Source organism: Xanthomonas sp. JAI131 (assembly GCF_013410075.1).
Lineage (GTDB): Bacteria > Pseudomonadota > Gammaproteobacteria > Xanthomonadales > Xanthomonadaceae > Xanthomonas_A > Xanthomonas_A bonasiae.
This window is the reverse complement of record NZ_JACCCN010000002.1, coordinates 576,128-591,678: the sequence shown is the minus strand read 5'-3', so window position 1 is coordinate 591,678 and position 15,551 is coordinate 576,128. Positions and strand designations below refer to the sequence as shown.

The 15,551-nt window shown below is 68.2% G+C and carries 15 protein-coding genes, 1 tRNA gene and 1 pseudogene; 11 read left to right on the top strand and 6 right to left on the bottom strand.

The features are described 5' to 3' along the window. Positions 1-27: 27 nt before the first annotated feature. The 8 genes from tolR to HDC36_RS09270 all read left to right on the top strand — a co-directional run bounded on the left by tolR (position 28) and on the right by HDC36_RS09270 (position 6,060). Positions 28-465 (top strand): protein TolR, encoded by a 438-nt coding sequence (gene tolR / locus HDC36_RS09305; protein WP_179566534.1) that lies wholly within the window; start codon positions 28-30, stop codon positions 463-465. Continuing rightward, positions 455-1,456: a cell envelope integrity protein TolA gene (gene tolA / locus HDC36_RS09300; protein WP_255432662.1), complete on the top strand. Its 1,002-nt coding sequence runs from the start codon at positions 455-457 to the stop codon at positions 1,454-1,456. Before tolR ends, tolA begins: the two co-directional genes overlap by 11 nt. A 235-nt stretch (positions 1,457-1,691) precedes the next feature. Then, entirely contained in the window at positions 1,692-3,011 is a 1,320-nt protein-coding gene (gene tolB / locus HDC36_RS09295; protein ID WP_179566533.1) for a Tol-Pal system beta propeller repeat protein TolB, read from the top strand. Positions 3,012-3,082: 71 nt separating this feature from the next. Then, positions 3,083-3,601 (top strand): peptidoglycan-associated lipoprotein Pal, encoded by a 519-nt coding sequence (gene pal / locus HDC36_RS09290; RefSeq protein WP_179566532.1) that lies wholly within the window; start codon positions 3,083-3,085, stop codon positions 3,599-3,601. Positions 3,602-3,604: 3 nt separating this feature from the next. After that, positions 3,605-4,417, top strand: a complete 813-nt coding sequence (gene ybgF / locus HDC36_RS09285) for a tol-pal system protein YbgF (RefSeq protein WP_179566530.1) — start codon at positions 3,605-3,607, stop codon at positions 4,415-4,417. A 46-nt stretch (positions 4,418-4,463) separates the two neighbouring features. Next, positions 4,464-5,141 carry a 7-carboxy-7-deazaguanine synthase QueE gene (queE, locus tag HDC36_RS09280; RefSeq protein WP_179566528.1) on the top strand — a complete coding sequence of 226 codons (678 nt, stop codon included), beginning with the start codon at positions 4,464-4,466 and terminating at the stop codon, positions 5,139-5,141. 114 nt (positions 5,142-5,255) lie between these two features. Further along, positions 5,256-5,921: a 7-cyano-7-deazaguanine synthase QueC gene (gene queC / locus HDC36_RS09275; protein ID WP_179566526.1), complete on the top strand. Its 666-nt coding sequence runs from the start codon at positions 5,256-5,258 to the stop codon at positions 5,919-5,921. Between the two features lie 63 nt (positions 5,922-5,984). Continuing rightward, positions 5,985-6,060, top strand: a tRNA-Lys gene (locus HDC36_RS09270). A 124-nt stretch (positions 6,061-6,184) separates the two neighbouring features. On the opposite strand, the gene HDC36_RS09265 is transcribed toward HDC36_RS09270, so the two are convergent. Both HDC36_RS09265 and HDC36_RS09260 read right to left on the bottom strand, forming a co-directional pair. Next, a complete protein-coding gene (locus tag HDC36_RS09265; RefSeq protein ID WP_179566524.1) occupies positions 6,185-6,481 on the bottom strand; it encodes a hypothetical protein in 297 nt (98 codons plus the stop codon). A gap of 319 nt (positions 6,482-6,800) precedes the next feature. Then, a complete protein-coding gene (locus HDC36_RS09260) occupies positions 6,801-7,709 on the bottom strand; it encodes a LysR family transcriptional regulator ArgP (protein WP_179566522.1) in 909 nt (302 codons plus the stop codon). A gap of 102 nt (positions 7,710-7,811) precedes the next feature. Here HDC36_RS09260 and HDC36_RS09255 point away from each other — a divergent pair, with 102 nt between their 5' ends. The 3 genes and pseudogenes from HDC36_RS09255 to HDC36_RS09245 all read left to right on the top strand — a co-directional run bounded on the left by HDC36_RS09255 (position 7,812) and on the right by HDC36_RS09245 (position 11,366). Beyond that, positions 7,812-8,429, top strand: coding sequence for a LysE/ArgO family amino acid transporter (locus HDC36_RS09255; RefSeq protein WP_179566520.1), 618 nt, complete (start codon positions 7,812-7,814; stop codon positions 8,427-8,429). A 124-nt stretch (positions 8,430-8,553) separates the two neighbouring features. Beyond that, positions 8,554-8,983 (top strand): annotated as a pseudogene (locus HDC36_RS09250) (GNAT family N-acetyltransferase). 274 nt (positions 8,984-9,257) lie between these two features. Then, positions 9,258-11,366 carry a TonB-dependent receptor gene (locus tag HDC36_RS09245; protein WP_179566518.1) on the top strand — a complete coding sequence of 703 codons (2,109 nt, stop codon included), beginning with the start codon at positions 9,258-9,260 and terminating at the stop codon, positions 11,364-11,366. A 306-nt stretch (positions 11,367-11,672) separates the two neighbouring features. Here HDC36_RS09245 and HDC36_RS09240 read toward each other — a convergent pair whose 3' ends face one another. From HDC36_RS09240 to HDC36_RS09225, 4 genes are all read right to left on the bottom strand, one after another. Continuing rightward, on the bottom strand, positions 11,673-12,167 hold the full coding sequence (locus tag HDC36_RS09240; protein WP_179566516.1) for a hypothetical protein: 495 nt from the start codon (positions 12,165-12,167) through the stop codon (positions 11,673-11,675). 176 nt (positions 12,168-12,343) lie between these two features. After that, the gene (gene recQ, locus HDC36_RS09235) at positions 12,344-14,152 is read right to left on the bottom strand and encodes a DNA helicase RecQ (protein WP_179566514.1); all 1,809 of its coding nucleotides are present in this window, start codon (positions 14,150-14,152) and stop codon (positions 12,344-12,346) included. 59 nt (positions 14,153-14,211) lie between these two features. Next, positions 14,212-14,727 carry a hypothetical protein gene (locus HDC36_RS09230; RefSeq protein WP_179566512.1) on the bottom strand — a complete coding sequence of 172 codons (516 nt, stop codon included), beginning with the start codon at positions 14,725-14,727 and terminating at the stop codon, positions 14,212-14,214. 252 nt (positions 14,728-14,979) lie between these two features. After that, positions 14,980-15,546: a Dps family protein gene (locus HDC36_RS09225; protein ID WP_225209712.1), complete on the bottom strand. Its 567-nt coding sequence runs from the start codon at positions 15,544-15,546 to the stop codon at positions 14,980-14,982. Positions 15,547-15,551: the final 5 nt, after the last annotated feature.

Below are 15,551 nucleotides of genomic sequence, written 5' to 3'. Positions count from 1 at the left end.
CTCCGCCCAAGACCCCAGGATTCCCGCATGACTGCCGCCATTTCCCGCCGCAAGCGTCGCAAGCTCAAGTCCGAGATCAACGTCGTGCCGTACATCGACGTGATGCTGGTGCTGCTGATCATCTTCATGGTCACCGCGCCGCTGCTCAGCCTGAGCGTGGACGTGGACCTGCCCGATTCCACCGCGCGTTCGGTGGAAAGCAAGAAGGACCCGGTGATCGTCAGCGTCGACGCCGAGGGCCGCTACACGCTGACCCTGCAGGACGGCAAGCCGGAGAAGATCGGCGCGCCGGAACTGAAGGCGAAGATGCAGGCCTTCGTCAGCCAGAACAAGGACGTGCCGGTGTTCGTCGCCGCGCCCGGCAATTCCAACTACCAGCTGGTCATGGACACCATGGTCATGCTGCAGCAGGCCGGCGTTCCCAAGGTGGGCCTGATGAGCCAGCCCGGTACCAATGCACGCTGAAGCCGATTCCCGACCGCCCCGCGAACAGGACAGCAACCAGGGCCTGATCGTCGGCGTGCTCCTCGCGCTGGCCGTGCATGTGCTGCTCGGGCTGCTGTTCTTCCTCGCCTGGTGGTGGTCGCCGGTGCGCCAGGTGGAGCCGGCGGCGGGCTCGCCGATGGTCGAGGCCTCGCTGGTCGTGTCGGCCGCCGACGTGCGTTCGGCGCAGAAGGCGGTGCAGGACGCGCCCAAGCCCCTGCCCGAGCCGCTGCCCGAACCGGTCAAGGAGGTCGCCGAGGACGACACCGTGCCGCCGCCGCAACCGGTGCCCGTGCCCAAGCCGCAGCAGGCGCCGACCGAGCAGCAGCAGAAGGCGCAGGACTTCATCCCGGTGCCGGACAAGGTCGACCAGGACCGCGCCAGCCGCACCGCGATCTCGCAGGAAAAGGAAAAGCAGGAGCAGGAAGCCAAGCGCCGCCAGGAGCAGATCGACCTGACCGAGCAGAAGCGCCAGCAGGAGGCCGAGCAGAAGCAGCGCCTGGCCGCGCAGCAGGAAGAGGAGCGGCAGAAGAAGATTGCCGAGATCCGCAAGCAGCGCGAGCAGGCCGACCGCGAGGCCAAGCTGGCCGAGCAGAAGCTGCGCCAGCTGGCCGACGTGCGCGCCAAGCAGGCGTCGGCCACCGCCGCGACCACGCCGCAGGCTGCGCCCGGGCAGAACGGCACCAACACCGACCTGTCCGCCAAGTACGCCGCGGCGATCCAGCAGGCGGTGCTGAGCCAGTGGGTGCGCCCGGATTCGGTGCCGCTGGGGCAGAAGTGCAAGATCGCGATCAAGCAGATCGTCGGCGGGCAGGTGATCGAGGCCAAGGTCAGCCCCGACTGTCCCTACGACGAAGCGGGCCGGCGCTCGATCGAGGCCGCGGTGCTGCGGGCGCAGCCGCTGCCGTACCGGGGCTTCGAATCGGTGTTCGCGCGCGACCTGACCTTCAACTTCACTGCGCAGGATCGCTGAGAAGCCGGGATTGGGGATTCGGGATTGGGGATGCCACGCTCCACGCCCCAGCCCCAGGGTCCAAAAAGCCCGCTTCCGGGCCTGGCGGGGCCCCGGGAACTCCCCGGCGGCGGTGCGATAGGCGATAATCCGCGCTTCCTGCCATCGGCTTCACATGTCGGTGGTTCATGATTGCGAATACGTTCACCCGCGCATTGCTATCTCTTGCGCCTTCCCGAGTACCGCTGAGCGACCCATGAAGAAACTGCCGCGCTGGCTTGCCGTCCTGACTGCCCTGTTGCTCCCCCTGGCCGCGTCCGCGCAGGACAAGGGCCTGGAAATCGACATCGTCGGCGGCAACGCGTCGGCGACCCCGATCACCGTCGTGCCGATGCCCTACCAGGGTTCGGCGGCCGCACCGTCCACCGACGTGTCCGCGGTGGTCCGCGCCGACCTGGACCGTTCCGGCCAGTTCCGCAATCTGCCCGAGGCGCAGATCGTCGAGCGCCCGACCCGCGGCAGCGAAGTGCAGTACGCCACCTGGCGCGCGCTGAAGCAGGATTACCTGGTCGCCGGCCGGGTGATGGATGCCGGCGAGGGCACCTACCGGGTCGAGTACGAACTGTTCGACGTGGCCAAGGGCGAGCGCATGCTCGGCCTGGCGATGACCGCGCGCGCCAGCGCGATGCGCGACGTGGCGCACCAGATGGCCGATGCGATCTACGAGAAGATCACCGGCGTGCGCGGCGCCTTCTGGACCCGCATCGCCTACGTCACCGCCAGCGGCAAGGGCGGCGCCATGCGCTATGCGCTGATGGTTGCCGACTCCGACGGCTACAACCCGCAGACCATCGTGCGCTCGGCCGAACCGCTGCTGTCGCCGAACTGGAGCCCGGACGGCAAGAAGCTGGCCTATGTGAGCTTCGAGCGCGGCAACTCCTCGATCTACATCCAGGACATCGCCACCGGCGCCCGCCAGCTGGTCTCCAGCTTCCGCGGCATCAACGGCGCGCCCTCGTTCTCGCCGGACGGCAAGAAGCTGGCCCTGGCGCTGTCGCGCAGCGGCAACCCGGAGATCTACGTGATGGACCTGGGCAGCAAGCAGCTGACCCAGCTGACCAACCACTTCGGCATCGACACCGAGCCGACCTGGGCGCCGGACGGCAGCAGCATCTACTTCACCTCCGATCGCGGCGGCCGCCCGCAGATCTACCAGGTGGCGGCGACCGGCGGCAGCGCCAACCGGGTCACCTTCCAGGGCAACTACAACGCCACCGCCAGCGTGTCCTTCGACGGCAACAAGATCGCCGTCGCCCAGGGCAGCGGCAACACCTACAAGATCGCGATGATGGACCGCAGCCTGGGTTCGCCGCGCTGGAGCACATTGTCTACGGGGTCGCTGGACGAGTCGCCGAGCTTCGCTCCGAACGCCAGCATGGTCCTGTACGCCGCCCGCGAAGGCGGGCGAGGGGTGCTTTACGCGGTCTCGGCCGATGCCCGCGTGCGCCAGCGCCTGGTCCTGGCCGATGGCGACGTGCGCGAGCCGTCGTGGTCGCCGTATCGGACTGCGCGTTGACACGTAAGTTTGATGTTAATATTTCGCTGCGTTGAACCCCCTTTCGGCTCAGGAGCCATATAGGTATCCCCATGAACAAGACCACCCGCGTTCTGCTTGTTTCGCTGTTGTCCGTTGCAGCTCTGGCCGGCTGCTCCAAGAAGGTCAAGGAAGTTCCCCCGACCGACACCACCGGCACCACCGGTTCCACCACCCCGACCGGCCCGTCGACCTCCGGCCTGTACGGCCCGGGCGATCTGGATACCGATGCCTGCCTGCGCCAGCGCGTGGTCTACTTCGATCTGGACCAGGACTCGCTGAAGCCGGAGTTCCAGGCGATCATGGCCTGCCACGCCAAGTACCTGCGTGACCGTCCGTCCTCGCGCATCACCCTGCAGGGCAATGCCGACGAGCGCGGTTCGCGCGAGTACAACATGGGTCTGGGCGAGCGTCGTGGCAACGCCGTGTCTTCGGCGCTGCAGGCTGCCGGCGGTTCGGCTGCGCAGCTGACCGTGGTCAGCTACGGTGAAGAGCGTCCGGTCTGCACCGAGTCGAACGAGTCCTGCTGGTCGCAGAACCGTCGCGTCGAGATCGTCTACACGGCGCAGTAATAGATGCGTATCGGTGTCCTTACATCGATGATCGTCGCGGCGGCCCTGGTGGCCGCCGCGCCGGCTCATGCGCAGCGTGCAAGCCTCGCCGATCGCGTGTCCGCGCTCGAGCAGCAGGCAATGAACACCCAGGGCAACACCGACATGCTGAACCAGCTCAACCAGCTGCGGACGCAGGTGCAGTCGTTGGAGTCCACGATCGAGCAATTGCAGCACGACAACGAACAACTCAAGCAGCGCGCCAAGGACCAGTACCTGGACCTGGACGGCCGCCTGAACCGGATCGAGGGTGGCGCGACGCCGCCGTTGCCGCCGGCCGGGGCTGCCGCACCCGCCGCTTCCGCACCCGCTGCCAAGCCGGCTGCCGCCGTTTCCGAACGGCCGCCGTCGGTGCATGGCGACGCCGGCACGCTCGCCGCCAACGGCGACGAGCGCACCAGCTACAACGTCGCCTTCGATGCGCTGAAGGCCGGCAAGTATGCCGACTCGGCGAATCTGTTCCAGAGCTTTCTCGAGCTGTACCCGAACGGCGTCTACGCCCCCAATGCCTTGTATTGGCTGGGCGAGAGCTATTACGCCACCAAGAATTTTCCGCTGGCCGAGGCGCAGTTCCGCGACCTGATCGGCCGCTACCCGACCCACGACAAGGCCTCCGGCGCCCTGCTCAAGCTGGGCCTGTCCCAGTACGGCGAAGGCCGCACCCAGGACGCCGAGCAGACCCTGCAGCAGGTGATCAGCCAGTATCCGGGATCGGATGCCGCGCGCACCGCGCAGGACCGCCTGCAGTCGATCCGCATCGGCCAGCAGCTGCGCTGAGCCCCCGAACGCTGCCGCCATCGTCGCGGGAGCATACTTTCCCGCCATGGCCGCCGTTCCCAGCGATATCGTACAAAGCCCGCTGCCGCGCCTGAAGCTGACGGAGATCTTCCTGTCGCTGCAGGGCGAGGCCGAGAGCGCCGGCTGGCCGACCGTGTTCGTGCGCCTGACCGGCTGCCCGCTGCGCTGCAGCTACTGCGACACGGCCTACGCCTTTCATGGTGGGCAATGGTGGGACATCGACGCGATCCTGGCCGAAGTGGCGCGCCACGGCGTGCGCCATGTCTGCGTGACCGGCGGCGAGCCGCTGGCGCAGAAGCGCTGCCTGCGCCTGCTCGAGCAACTGTGCGACGCCGGCTACGACGTATCGCTGGAAACCTCCGGCGCGCTGGACATCGCCGAAGTGGACCCGCGCGTGTCGCGGGTGCTCGACATCAAGACTCCCGCATCGCAGGAAGCGGCGCGCAACCGCTGGGAAAACCTGCCGCTGCTGAGTGCGCGCGACCAGATCAAGTTCGTGCTGTGCGGCCGCGCCGACTACGACTGGGCGCGCGCGATCGTCGCCGAACACCGCCTGCACGAGCGCTGCACCGTCTGGTTCTCGCCGAGCAAGAGCGAACTGGCGCCGCGCGACCTGGCCGACTGGATCGTCGCCGACCGCCTGCCGGTGCGCTTCCAGATGCAGTTGCACAAGCTGCTGTGGAACGACGAGCCGGGGCGTTGAGAAGCCGGGATTGGGGATTGAAGATTGGGGATTCGTAGAACTCCCTCCGATGTCCGATCGCGTGCTGTAGCTTTTGCGAATCCCCAATCTCCAATCCCCAATCTTGGCCCTTCAATGAAAAACGCCGTCGTCCTACTCTCAGGTGGCATGGATTCCGCCGTCGTCGTCGCCATCGCCCGCGAGCAGGGCTATGCCGTGCATGCGCTGAGCGTCAGCTATGGGCAGCGGCATACCTCCGAGCTGGATGCGGCCACGCGCGTGGCGGCCGCGCTTGGCGCGGCGGCGCACAAGACCGTCAATGTCGACCTGCGCAGCATCGGCGGCTCCGCGCTGACCGACGACATCGAGGTGCCGGACGCGGGCGGCGAGGGCATCCCGGTGACCTACGTGCCGGCGCGCAACACCATCATGCTGTCGGTGGCGCTGGGCTGGGCCGAAGTGCTGGGCGCGGCGGACATCTTCTGCGGCGTCAACGCGGTGGACTATTCCGGCTACCCCGACTGCCGTCCCGAGTTCATCGACGCGTTCCAGACCCTGGCCAACCTGGCGACCAAGGCCGGCGTGGAAGGCGTCGGGCTGCGCGTGCACGCGCCGCTGCAGCGCATGAGCAAGGCCGACATCGTGCGCGAGGGCGAGCGCCTGGGCGTGGATTTCGGCCTCACCGTGTCCTGCTACCGCGCCGATGCCGACGGCCGCGCCTGCGGCCACTGCGACGCGTGCCGCCTGCGCGCCGCCGGCTTCGCCGATGCGGGCGTGGCCGACCCGACCCGCTACGCCTGATTTCGCGTTGACGCGGGGCTGGGGTAGACTACGCACCCCGGCGCAAGGCCGGGGCGTTGTTTTGGGCCGTTAGCTCAGTCGGTAGAGCAGAAGACTTTTAATCTTTTGGTCGATGGTTCGAATCCATCACGGCCCACCATTCAATTCAATGATGTGCAGCCATCCAACGCCATTGGCGCAGTCCTGTAGGTCTGCCGGTGCGGGTTTATGCTCATGGCTACACGCGTCGAAGGTTGGGCTCATGAGCCTGGAGCGGCCCGATCTCAACGCGGGTTCGCCGCTTGGCTGAGCGGAATGGAGATCCGCGCTGGCACACCGAGTTGAGCCTTGCATTTCAGGTTGCCCTGCAAAGGGATCCAGTCCTGCGCTGCGAGCGGGCAGGCCGCGCGCAACTCGGCGACGTCCAGGACATCGCCCTTGAATCCCGGTATCTCCCATGGGTCTCCATGGAACTCGATCACCAACAGCCTGTCGGCTGGCCCCTCTTCGGGGACGGAGAAACCGTGCCGCCATTTGGTGAGGCCCCTCTCCATCTGCGTCCCGATGATGATTGCCGGCATACGTTTCTCCATATGAAAAACAAGGACGGGGGTTCGCGGCCGCGCAAGCGGCGGGCCATGCATCCTTCCACTGGCAGGTCTCACCTGATGAGAATCGTCCGGGCCGGAAAGGGACGCTTGCCCCGCGACGGATCGGAAGGGAGCTGCCGACCTTCACTCCCTGCATGGGCGCCAGCCACCTGTCCCGCGCGCGGCACTTGCAGGCGCTATGAAGCTTGGTGACGTGGGCCGTCGACCAAGTGGGAGCGCATGGCGCCTGCCGCAGTGAACCGGCGCCTGCCGTGCCGCGTCGGGCGCATCTCGATCAGGCGCATGCGGCTCAAGCGTCTTTCCGTCCGCGCTGCATGCTCGACGCCGCGGTACGCAGTGCCTGGCTGATGTGCTGCAGGACGCTCGAACGCACCGCCGCGTGCTGCCAATAGAGCGGGACGTCGAGCCAGCGCTGCGGGTCGATGACGACGATCTGTTTCTCGCGCAATCCGGACGCGAGCATCTGCTCGGGGGCGAGGCACCATCCGAGACCGCGCGCGGCGGCTTCGACGAAGCCGGTCGAGGTCGGCAGGTAGTGGATGGGTGGGCTCAGGCGGGTGCGGGTGATGCGCCGCACGAAGCGCGCCTGCAGCGCGTCCTTGCGGTTGAACACCATCATCGGCGCCTGTGCCAGCGCTGCCGCTGTGAGTCCTGCGGCGAAGTGGCGCGCGACGAATGCCGGCGAGGCGATCGCGTGGTAGCGCATGCTGCCCAGGGCATGCACGTTGCAGCCCTGCAGCGGCTTGCTCGCGGACGTGACCGCGCCGAGCACGGCACCGTTGCGCAGCAGCTCCAGCGTGTGGTCCTGGTCGTCCACGTGCACGTCGAACAGGAAGCCGTGCGCATGGTGCAGCGACGCCAGCGCGGCGAGGAACCAGGTCTGCAGCGAGTCGTCGTTGACCGCGATCGCGATGCTGCGCGCGAGTCCGGCGTCGGCCGCGTTCGGCAGGAAATCGGCCATCGCCTCGGCCTCCAGCGCCTGCATCGGCCGCACCCGGCGCAGCAGCGCTTCGCCTGCAGGCGTCGGCCGGCAGGGTGCCTGGCGCACCACCAGCACCTGCCCGAGGCGGTCCTCGAGCGCCTTGATCCGTTGCGAGATCGCCGACGGCGTCAGCGACAGCCGCCGCGCCGCCGCTTCGAAGCTGCCTTCGTCGAGCACGGCGGCGAAGGCCGACAGTTGCGGATGAAGCAGGTCCATGCGGCCGCCTGATTAGCATTTCTTCATAGCGTACAGAATATTTAGCTTGGCTAATCACGACCTTCGGGCCAGCATGCGCCTCCCTCGGTCCTGGCCATCCTCATGGTGCTCGAAGCATTGCTTGCCGGCTTCATCGCCGGCGCCGGCCTGATCGTCGCGATCGGCGCGCAGAACGCGTTCGTGCTGCGCCAGGGTTTGCAGCGGCAGCAGGTGGGCCTGGTGGTGGCGGTCTGCGCAGCCGGGGATATCGCCTTGATCGTGCTCGGGGTCGCCGGCATCGGCGCGCTGGTGCAGCAATGGCCCGCACTGCTGCAGGTGCTGCGCTACGCCGGCGCGGCCTTCCTCGGCGTCTACGGCCTGATGGCGGCGCAACGCGCCTGGCGCGGTGCCGGCGCATTGAAGGCGCACGGCGAGACGCCGGCGAGCCGGCACCGCGTGCTGCTGGCCTGCCTGGGCTTCACGTTTCTCAACCCGCACGTGTATCTCGACACGATGGTCCTGCTCGGCAGCCTGTCCACCCGCTATCCGGGAGCGCTGCGCTGGGCGTTCGCGTGCGGCGCCTGTGTGGCGAGCGTGGCCTGGTTCTGCAGCCTGGGCTATGGCGCACGATTGCTGCAGCCGGTGTTCCGCAAGCCCGGCGCATGGCGGATGCTGGACGCCTGCATCGCGGTGTTCATGCTGGCACTGTGTCTATTGCTGCTGCTGCGACCGCTCGGCTGATTGCCGCGGTCGGGCAGGTGCCTGCGCACGGGAAACCCGCCATCGCACGCGCCGAATGGCGACAATGGGGCGATTGCGGCGCCTCGGCGTGCCCGCGGACGACCGTCTTTCAGGGGGCGACACGATGTGCGGGCTGCGAATCAGCACCGACAAGGCCGAAGTGCAGACGCGCGAGATCCATCGCTGTCTGTCGCAGCACACCGGCTGCGCCAAGGACGTCCCGCTGGCGCTGCTAAAAAGGCGATCGCGCATTCCCTATGCTTCGGCGGTTTCGTCGGCAGCCGCCAGGTCGCGTTCGCCAGAGTAGTCTCCGACTACGCGACCTTCGCTTGTCTGGGCGACGTCTTTGGGTTGCCCGAGGACCGCGGCAAGGGCTACGGCAAGGCATTGATGGAGGCGATCCTGGCCCATCCCGAGCTGCAGGGCCTGCGCCGTTTCAGCCTCGCCACCAGCGATGCGCATGCGCGTATGCGCGCTACGGATTCACCGCGCCGCGGTATCCGCACTCGCTGATGGAGCGCTATTTCCCGGGCATGTACACCGCTGCCGGCTGACGCGGCTTTCCGCGGCGGGCTCGGCCAGCAGCCAGGCGACCTGCTGGCCTTGCACTGTGTTTCGCGGGGCGTCGGCCGCGCGCAGCGCGCAGCGGTACTTCGCTCGAACACGACGCCGATCTCGCTACGCGGGGGCGACGCGAAGCGAAGCCGGACGCGCACTGCGGCCAAGAAGCTGGCCGGGTGTGTACATGTGCGTATAATAATCATTCTCGTTATCGGGCGGCGCCGGCACATCTGCGATTGGTACCGTCCTTGTCACAAGGATCCGTTGATGCGTCTGCTGTGTTCCCTGTCCGTCGCCATGCTTCCGCTGGCGGCTGCCATCACTGTTGCCCGGGCGCAGTCGCCCTCCACGCAAACGCTGGACGCCGTGGTCGTCAGCGCATCGCGTACCGACCAACCCGCGGACACGGCGCCCCAGACCGTGGTGGTGATCGACCAGCAGGAGATCGCCCAGCAGCTCAGCATCAGCAGCAATTCGTCGGACCTGCTGTCCAGCCTGCTGCCGTCGTATACGCCGAGCCGCGGCAAGATGAACGGCAGCGGCGAGACCTTGCGTGGACGCACGCCGCTGATCCTGGTCGACGGCATCCCGCAGTCCAATCCGCTGCGCCCGACCGGACGCGAAGCGCACACGATCGACTACGCGATGGTCGAGCGCATCGAGGTGATCCAGGGCGCCAACGCGATGAACGGCCTGGGCGCCACCGGCGGCACCATCAACCTGGTCACGCGCCGCCCGCAGCCGGGCGCGCTCAACCAGCATGTCGAGGTGCAGGCGACCGTACCGACCACCGACGTCGATGCCGAGACCACGAGCTACAGGACCAGCTACCGCATCGACGGGCGCCACGACAAGCTCGACTACCTGTTCGCGGTCGGCTATGAGGACCAGGGCCTGTACCTGGACGGCGACGGGCGCGCGATCGGCACCGACGTGACCCAGGGCGATCTGATGGCCACGCGCGCCTACGACGTGCACGCCAAGCTGGGCTACTGGATCGACGACCGGCAGGAGCTGCAGTTCAGTTCCAACCGCTACCGGATCAAGTCCAAGGCCGAGTACCTCGGCGTGGCCGGCGATCGCGAACTCGGCATCCCGACCACCTCGGTGCGCGGCCGGCCCGAAGGCACGCCGCCATGGAACGACGTGTGGACCACCGGCCTGTCCTATGTTCATCACGACCTGGCGGGCATGGAACTGAAGGCGATGGTGTTCAACCAGGAGTTCGAAGGCCTGTTCGGCGCCGACAACTCGGCCACCTTCCAGGATCCGCGCATCGCGCCCAACGGCACGCTGTACGACCAGTCGCGCTCGGTCGCGTCCAAGTGGGGTTCCAAGACCAGCCTCGGCAAGGACGACCTGCTCGATGGCCGGCTCAAGCTCACCGGCGGCTTCGACACCCTGTGGGACAGCGGCAAGCAGGACCTGTACGGCACCGGCCGCACCTATGTGCCCGAGTCGGAGTACCGCGACCTGGCCGCGTTCCTGCAGGGCGAATACCGGCTTCTGCCGCAGCTGACCGTGCATGGCGGCGTGCGCCACGAGGACGCGAAGCTGCGCATCGACAGTTACCAGACCCTGGCCCGCTACAACCGGGTGCAGGTGCAGGGCGGCACCCTGTCCTTCGCCGAGACGCTGTACAACGTCGGCGCGGTGCTGGCGCCGAGCGAGCGCTTCAACGTCTTCGCCAGCTATTCCGAAGGCTTCGGCATGCCCGACGTGGGCCGCGTGCTGCGCTCGATCAACACGCCCGGCACCAGCGTCGCCAGCCTGAGCGCGCTGCAGCCGGTGCTGACCCGCAATGTCGAACTGGGCACGCGCCTGCGCGGCGCGGCGTGGGATGTCGATGTCGGCGTGTTCCAGTCGCGCTCGGACTACGGCACCCGGGTGATCGCGGTGGACGGTGCGTTCCAGATGGCGCGGGAGAAGACCCGCATCGAAGGCGTGGATGCCAGCGCCAAGTACCGGCTCAACGAGCGGCAGCGCCTCGGCCTGGCCTATGCGTATACGCGCGGGCGCTACGACAGCGACGGCAACGGCACGCTGGATGCGCACCTGGACGGATTGAACATCGCGCCCAACCGCGTCGTCGGCAGCTGGTCTTCGCAATGGACGCCGCGGCTGTCCAGCTTCGTGCAGGCGCAGTACGCGTTCGGCCGCAGCTTCGACGATCCGCAAAAGCGGTTCAGCGGCTATGCGCTGGTCGATGCGGCGCTGAACTACCGGCTGCGCCAGGGCGAACTGCGCCTGGCGGTCGCCAACCTGCTCGATCGCCAGTACATCACCTACTACTCGCAGAGCGCGCTGGTCGAACCGGACCGCTATTTCGCCGGGCGCGGCCGCACGCTGACGGTGGGTTACAGCCTGGATTTCTGAGCCGCGGCCGCTGCGTGACGCAGGCCTGGGCGCGTTCGCAGGCGCGCGTTGCGGCGTGGCGTCCGCGTAGTGGCGGGCCGGGAGATGGGCGCGACGGATGACGCTGGTGTGTGCAGCCATCCGTGGCTGTCTGGTTTTGACCACTTGCCCGGGCCGGCGCGTTCGCCGGCGGCGGAGGCGTTGCCGAGCAGTGCCGCACCAGGCGTCGGATCGCGCTCCGGCCGCGCGCGGGAATCGATGCATGGCGGGCGCCTGCCCGATGCCGGCGCGGGCAGGCCGCCGCTGCGCCGGCCGTCTGGGGGCTACCTACCAGCCGCCGTAGGGATAGCCGTAGCCGCCGCGGCCGTAATAGCCGCCGTGGCCTTCGCTCTGGCCGACGCTGATGCTGATGCCGACTTCGCGCGGCTTGCCGTCGTCGTTGTAGTAGGTCTTGCACAGGTTGAGGTTGGCGGCCTGGTAGTTGCTGTTGCCGCCGCGTGAGGAATAGCCGAAACCGGTAGAGACGCTGCCGTGCACGTCGCCCTTGCAGCGGTCGGCGCGCGCCTGTTCGGCCTCGGCCAGGGCCTGGGTGGCCGCGGCCTTCTGTGCCGAGGCCGAGGTGCCGCTGGTGTCGCCGTAGTAGGCGCCGGGCGGGTCGGCCTTGTACACCGGGTCGGTGCCGTAGGTGATCGGCTGCTGCGGCACGCTCAGGTCCAGCGCGCGCTTGGCCGCTTCGCTGTCGCTGCTGCCGCCGTCGGCGGAGGTTTGCGCCATGGCCGGGCCGGCGAGCAGGGCGCAGGCTAGCAGGAAGGATCGTTTCATCGGACGTACGCCAAGGAAAGAAGGGCTGGGTGGCTGCAACCGCAGCTGCGCGCCACCATGAGGCGACGCTATCAATACCACGTTGAACCCGGCCTGTCGGCGGCCGGGGATTTTCTTGCCGGTGCCGGGCACGGGCCGCGACGTGGCGGCAAACGGCCGTCGCCGGGCCGGTTCCGCTAGCCCTGCTGCAGCACGATATCGATCAGCTGCTGGCCGTAGCGGGCCAGTTTGGTGCCGCCGATGCCGCCGACATGGGCCAGTTCGTCCAGGCTGGTCGGGCGCTGTTCGGCGATATTGCGCAGAGTGCTGTCGTGGAAGATCACGAACGCCGGCACGTTCTGCTCCTTGGCCAGGCCGGCGCGCAGGTCGCGCAGCGCGTTGAACAGGCTCAGGTCCTGCGGCTGCACCGGCACGCCGGTGCGCGGGCTGCCGCTGCGGTCGCCGCGTTCGCGGCCGCGGCTCGGCGCCTCGCGGCGCATCATGATCTGGCGTTCGCCCTTGAGCACCTGGCGGCTGGCGTCGGTCAGGCGCAGCCCGCCGTAGGCGTCGCTGTCCACTTCCAGCAGCCCGGTGGCGACCAGTTGCCGGAACACCCCGCGCCAGGCGCGCGCGTCCAGGTCCTTGCCGATGCCGTAGGTGCTGAGCTGGTCGTGGCCGAACTGCTTGATCTTCTCGCCGTCGCTGCCGCGCAGGATGTCGATCAGGTGGCCGACGCCGAAGCGCTGGCCGCTGCGGTAGACGCAGCTCAGCGCCTTCTGCACGGCCACGGTGGCGTCCCAGGCCGCGGCCGGGGTCAGGCAGTTGTCGCAGTTGCCGCAGGGCTGCGGATAGGTCTCGCCGAAGCCGGCCAGCAGCACCTGGCGCCGGCACTGCATCGATTCGCAATAGCCCAGCAGCTGGTCGAGCTTGCGCCGCTCCACCCGCTTGCGGTCTTCGCCGGCTTCGCCCTTTTCGATCATCTGCTTGAGCAGCACCACGTCGCCCAGGCCGTAGCACAGCCAGGCCTCGGCGGCTTCGCCGTCGCGCCCGGCGCGGCCGGTTTCCTGGTAGTAGCCTTCCAGCGACTTGGGCAGGTCGGTATGCGCGACGAAGCGCACGTCCGGCTTGTCGATGCCCATGCCGAAGGCGATGGTGGCGCACATCACGATGCCGTCCTCGCGCAGGAAGCGGCGCTGGTTGGCGGCACGCACTTCGGCCGGCAGGCCGGCGTGATAGGGCAGGGCGTTGAGCCCTTCCTTGGCCAGGAACTCGGCGGTCTCCTCGACCTTGCGCCGCGACAGGCAGTAGACGATGCCGGCGCTGCCGCGGTGCGCGCGCAGGAAATCCAGCAACTGGCGCTTGCTGTTGTCCTTCTGCACCACGGTGTAGCGGATGTTGGGGCGGTCGAAGGAGCTGACGAAGTGGCGCGCCTGGGTCAGGTCCAGGCGTTCGGCGATCTCGCGCTGGGTCGGCGGATCGGCGGTGGCGGTCAGGGCGATGCGCGGGATCTGCGGCCAGCGCTCGTGCAGCACGGTGAGCTGCCGGTACTCGGGGCGGAAATCGTGGCCCCATTGCGACACGCAGTGCGCCTCGTCGATCGCGAACAGGGCGATGCGGCTGCGTTCGAGCAGGGACAGGAAGCGCGGGGTCAGCAGGCGTTCGGGGGCGACGTACAGCAGGTCCAGCTCGCCGGCCAGCAGCTCGCGCTCGACCCGCTGCGCGGTTTCGCCATCCAGCGTGGAATTGAGGTATTCGGCGCGCACGCCGAGCTGGCGCAGCGCCTCGACCTGGTCCTGCATCAGCGCGATCAGCGGCGAGATGACGATGCCGGTGCCGTCGCGCAGCAGCGAGGGGATCTGGTAGCACAGCGACTTGCCGCCGCCGGTGGGCATCAGTACCAGCGCGTCCTGGCCGGCGGCGACGTGTTCGACGATGTCCTGCTGCGGACCGCGGAACTGGTCGTAGCCGAATACGCGGCTGAGCACGGAATGGGCGGAAGATTGCATGCGCCTAGGATACCGCGTAGGTCAAGCGCGGCAGTGCGCCGCCACCACGCACCGCGGTGTCAGGCGCCAGCGGCCGCGTGCGTAGGCATTGCCCGACGCGCGCGGCGCCTGCCGACGAAGTGGCCGATCACCAGCACCGGCAGCGCGACCAGCAGCGCCGCCGAACAGGCCAGCGCCGGCGCGATCGTCGCCAGCACTTGCGCGGGATGGTCGGCGTCGTAGCCGCGCGCCCACACCGCCACTGCCACCAGGCCCAGGCCGCTCAGCAGCACCAGCAGCGCCAGTGCGGTGATCTTCGGCACGCTGCGCTGCTGCGGCTGGCAGCAGTCCACTGCCAGGGCCAGAGCGACGCACGCGGCCCATACCCCGGCGAACCAGTTCAGCGCGGGGACGAGAAAACTGATGCTGTAGCTGATCGCGGTCAGCACCGCGTTCAGCACCGCGAGCAGCAACGCGACCAGTTCATTCCCACTCTTGATGGACACGCCGGAGTCGTCGAGTTGCGACCCCGCATAAAAGCCGGCGGCCAAGCCAGCCGCGATACCGACGACGCATCCAAGCACGATGGCCAGCAACGGGCGACGCAGCGAGGGATACGGAGACGGGGCGGTCATCGAACGTCCATGTAGGCGGAGCCGCCGCCTCGCCCACCAGTATGCAGGACGCTTGCGACCCAGACGCCCCTTGCGCGGAGCCACCAGCGTGCAAGCCCCCTTGGTAAGGGGGCGCGCCGAAGGCGCGGGGATTGGAAGCCACGCAGCTGGGGCCCAGAGTTTGCCGCGCAAACTCTGGGAGGCCATGCCTGCTGCGCAGGCGTGGTCGTACCCTTACTGCAGCAGCGACCGCAGCATCCACGCGTACTTCTCGTGGGTCTGCAGGCGCTGGGTCAGCATGTCCACCGACGGGTCGTCGCCGGCATCGTCGGCGGTCTTGAGCGCCTTGCGCGCGGTGCGGCACAGGGCCTCGTTGCCGACCACCAGCTGGCGCACCATCTCGCGCCAGTCGGCGCTGTCGCTCAGGCCCGGCTCTTCCGGGATCGAGGTCAGCGCGGCGAATTCCTTGTACGAGCCCGGCGCGTTGAAGCCCAGCGCGCGGATGCGCTCGGCGACGTCGTCCAATGCCGCCCACTGCTCGGTGTACTGGGTCTCGAACATCAGGTGCAGCGAATTGAACATCGACCCGGTCACGTTCCAGTGGAAGTTGTGGGTCTTCAGGTACAGGGTGAACGCGTCGGCCATGAAGTGCGACAGGCCATCGGCGATCTTCTTGCGGTCGCCGCCGCTGATCCCGATATCGATGTTGGGCGCGGACGGCGCCAGCGACGCCAGTGGCGTGGTGGACGCTGCCTGCTTGGCGGGGCTCTTGGTCTTGCCGGGGGTCTTGCTCTTGGCCATCAGGA

What these genes read in the sequence shown, in the direction of transcription:
- tolR (WP_179566534.1), top strand. Translation starts at nt 28, where the DNA reads ATGACTGCCGCCATTTCCCGCCGCAAGCGTCGCAAGCTCAAGTCCGAG.
- tolA (WP_255432662.1), top strand. Translation starts at nt 455, where the DNA reads ATGCACGCTGAAGCCGATTCCCGACCGCCCCGCGAACAGGACAGCAAC.
- tolB (WP_179566533.1), top strand. Translation starts at nt 1,692, where the DNA reads ATGAAGAAACTGCCGCGCTGGCTTGCCGTCCTGACTGCCCTGTTGCTC.
- pal (WP_179566532.1), top strand. Translation starts at nt 3,083, where the DNA reads ATGAACAAGACCACCCGCGTTCTGCTTGTTTCGCTGTTGTCCGTTGCA.
- ybgF (WP_179566530.1), top strand. Translation starts at nt 3,605, where the DNA reads ATGCGTATCGGTGTCCTTACATCGATGATCGTCGCGGCGGCCCTGGTG.
- queE (WP_179566528.1), top strand. Translation starts at nt 4,464, where the DNA reads ATGGCCGCCGTTCCCAGCGATATCGTACAAAGCCCGCTGCCGCGCCTG.
- queC (WP_179566526.1), top strand. Translation starts at nt 5,256, where the DNA reads ATGAAAAACGCCGTCGTCCTACTCTCAGGTGGCATGGATTCCGCCGTC.
- HDC36_RS09265 (WP_179566524.1), bottom strand. Translation starts at nt 6,481, where the DNA reads ATGCCGGCAATCATCATCGGGACGCAGATGGAGAGGGGCCTCACCAAA.
- HDC36_RS09260 (WP_179566522.1), bottom strand. Translation starts at nt 7,709, where the DNA reads ATGGACCTGCTTCATCCGCAACTGTCGGCCTTCGCCGCCGTGCTCGAC.
- HDC36_RS09255 (WP_179566520.1), top strand. Translation starts at nt 7,812, where the DNA reads ATGGTGCTCGAAGCATTGCTTGCCGGCTTCATCGCCGGCGCCGGCCTG.
- HDC36_RS09245 (WP_179566518.1), top strand. Translation starts at nt 9,258, where the DNA reads ATGCGTCTGCTGTGTTCCCTGTCCGTCGCCATGCTTCCGCTGGCGGCT.
- HDC36_RS09240 (WP_179566516.1), bottom strand. Translation starts at nt 12,167, where the DNA reads ATGAAACGATCCTTCCTGCTAGCCTGCGCCCTGCTCGCCGGCCCGGCC.
- recQ (WP_179566514.1), bottom strand. Translation starts at nt 14,152, where the DNA reads ATGCAATCTTCCGCCCATTCCGTGCTCAGCCGCGTATTCGGCTACGAC.
- HDC36_RS09225 (WP_225209712.1), bottom strand. Translation starts at nt 15,546, where the DNA reads ATGGCCAAGAGCAAGACCCCCGGCAAGACCAAGAGCCCCGCCAAGCAG.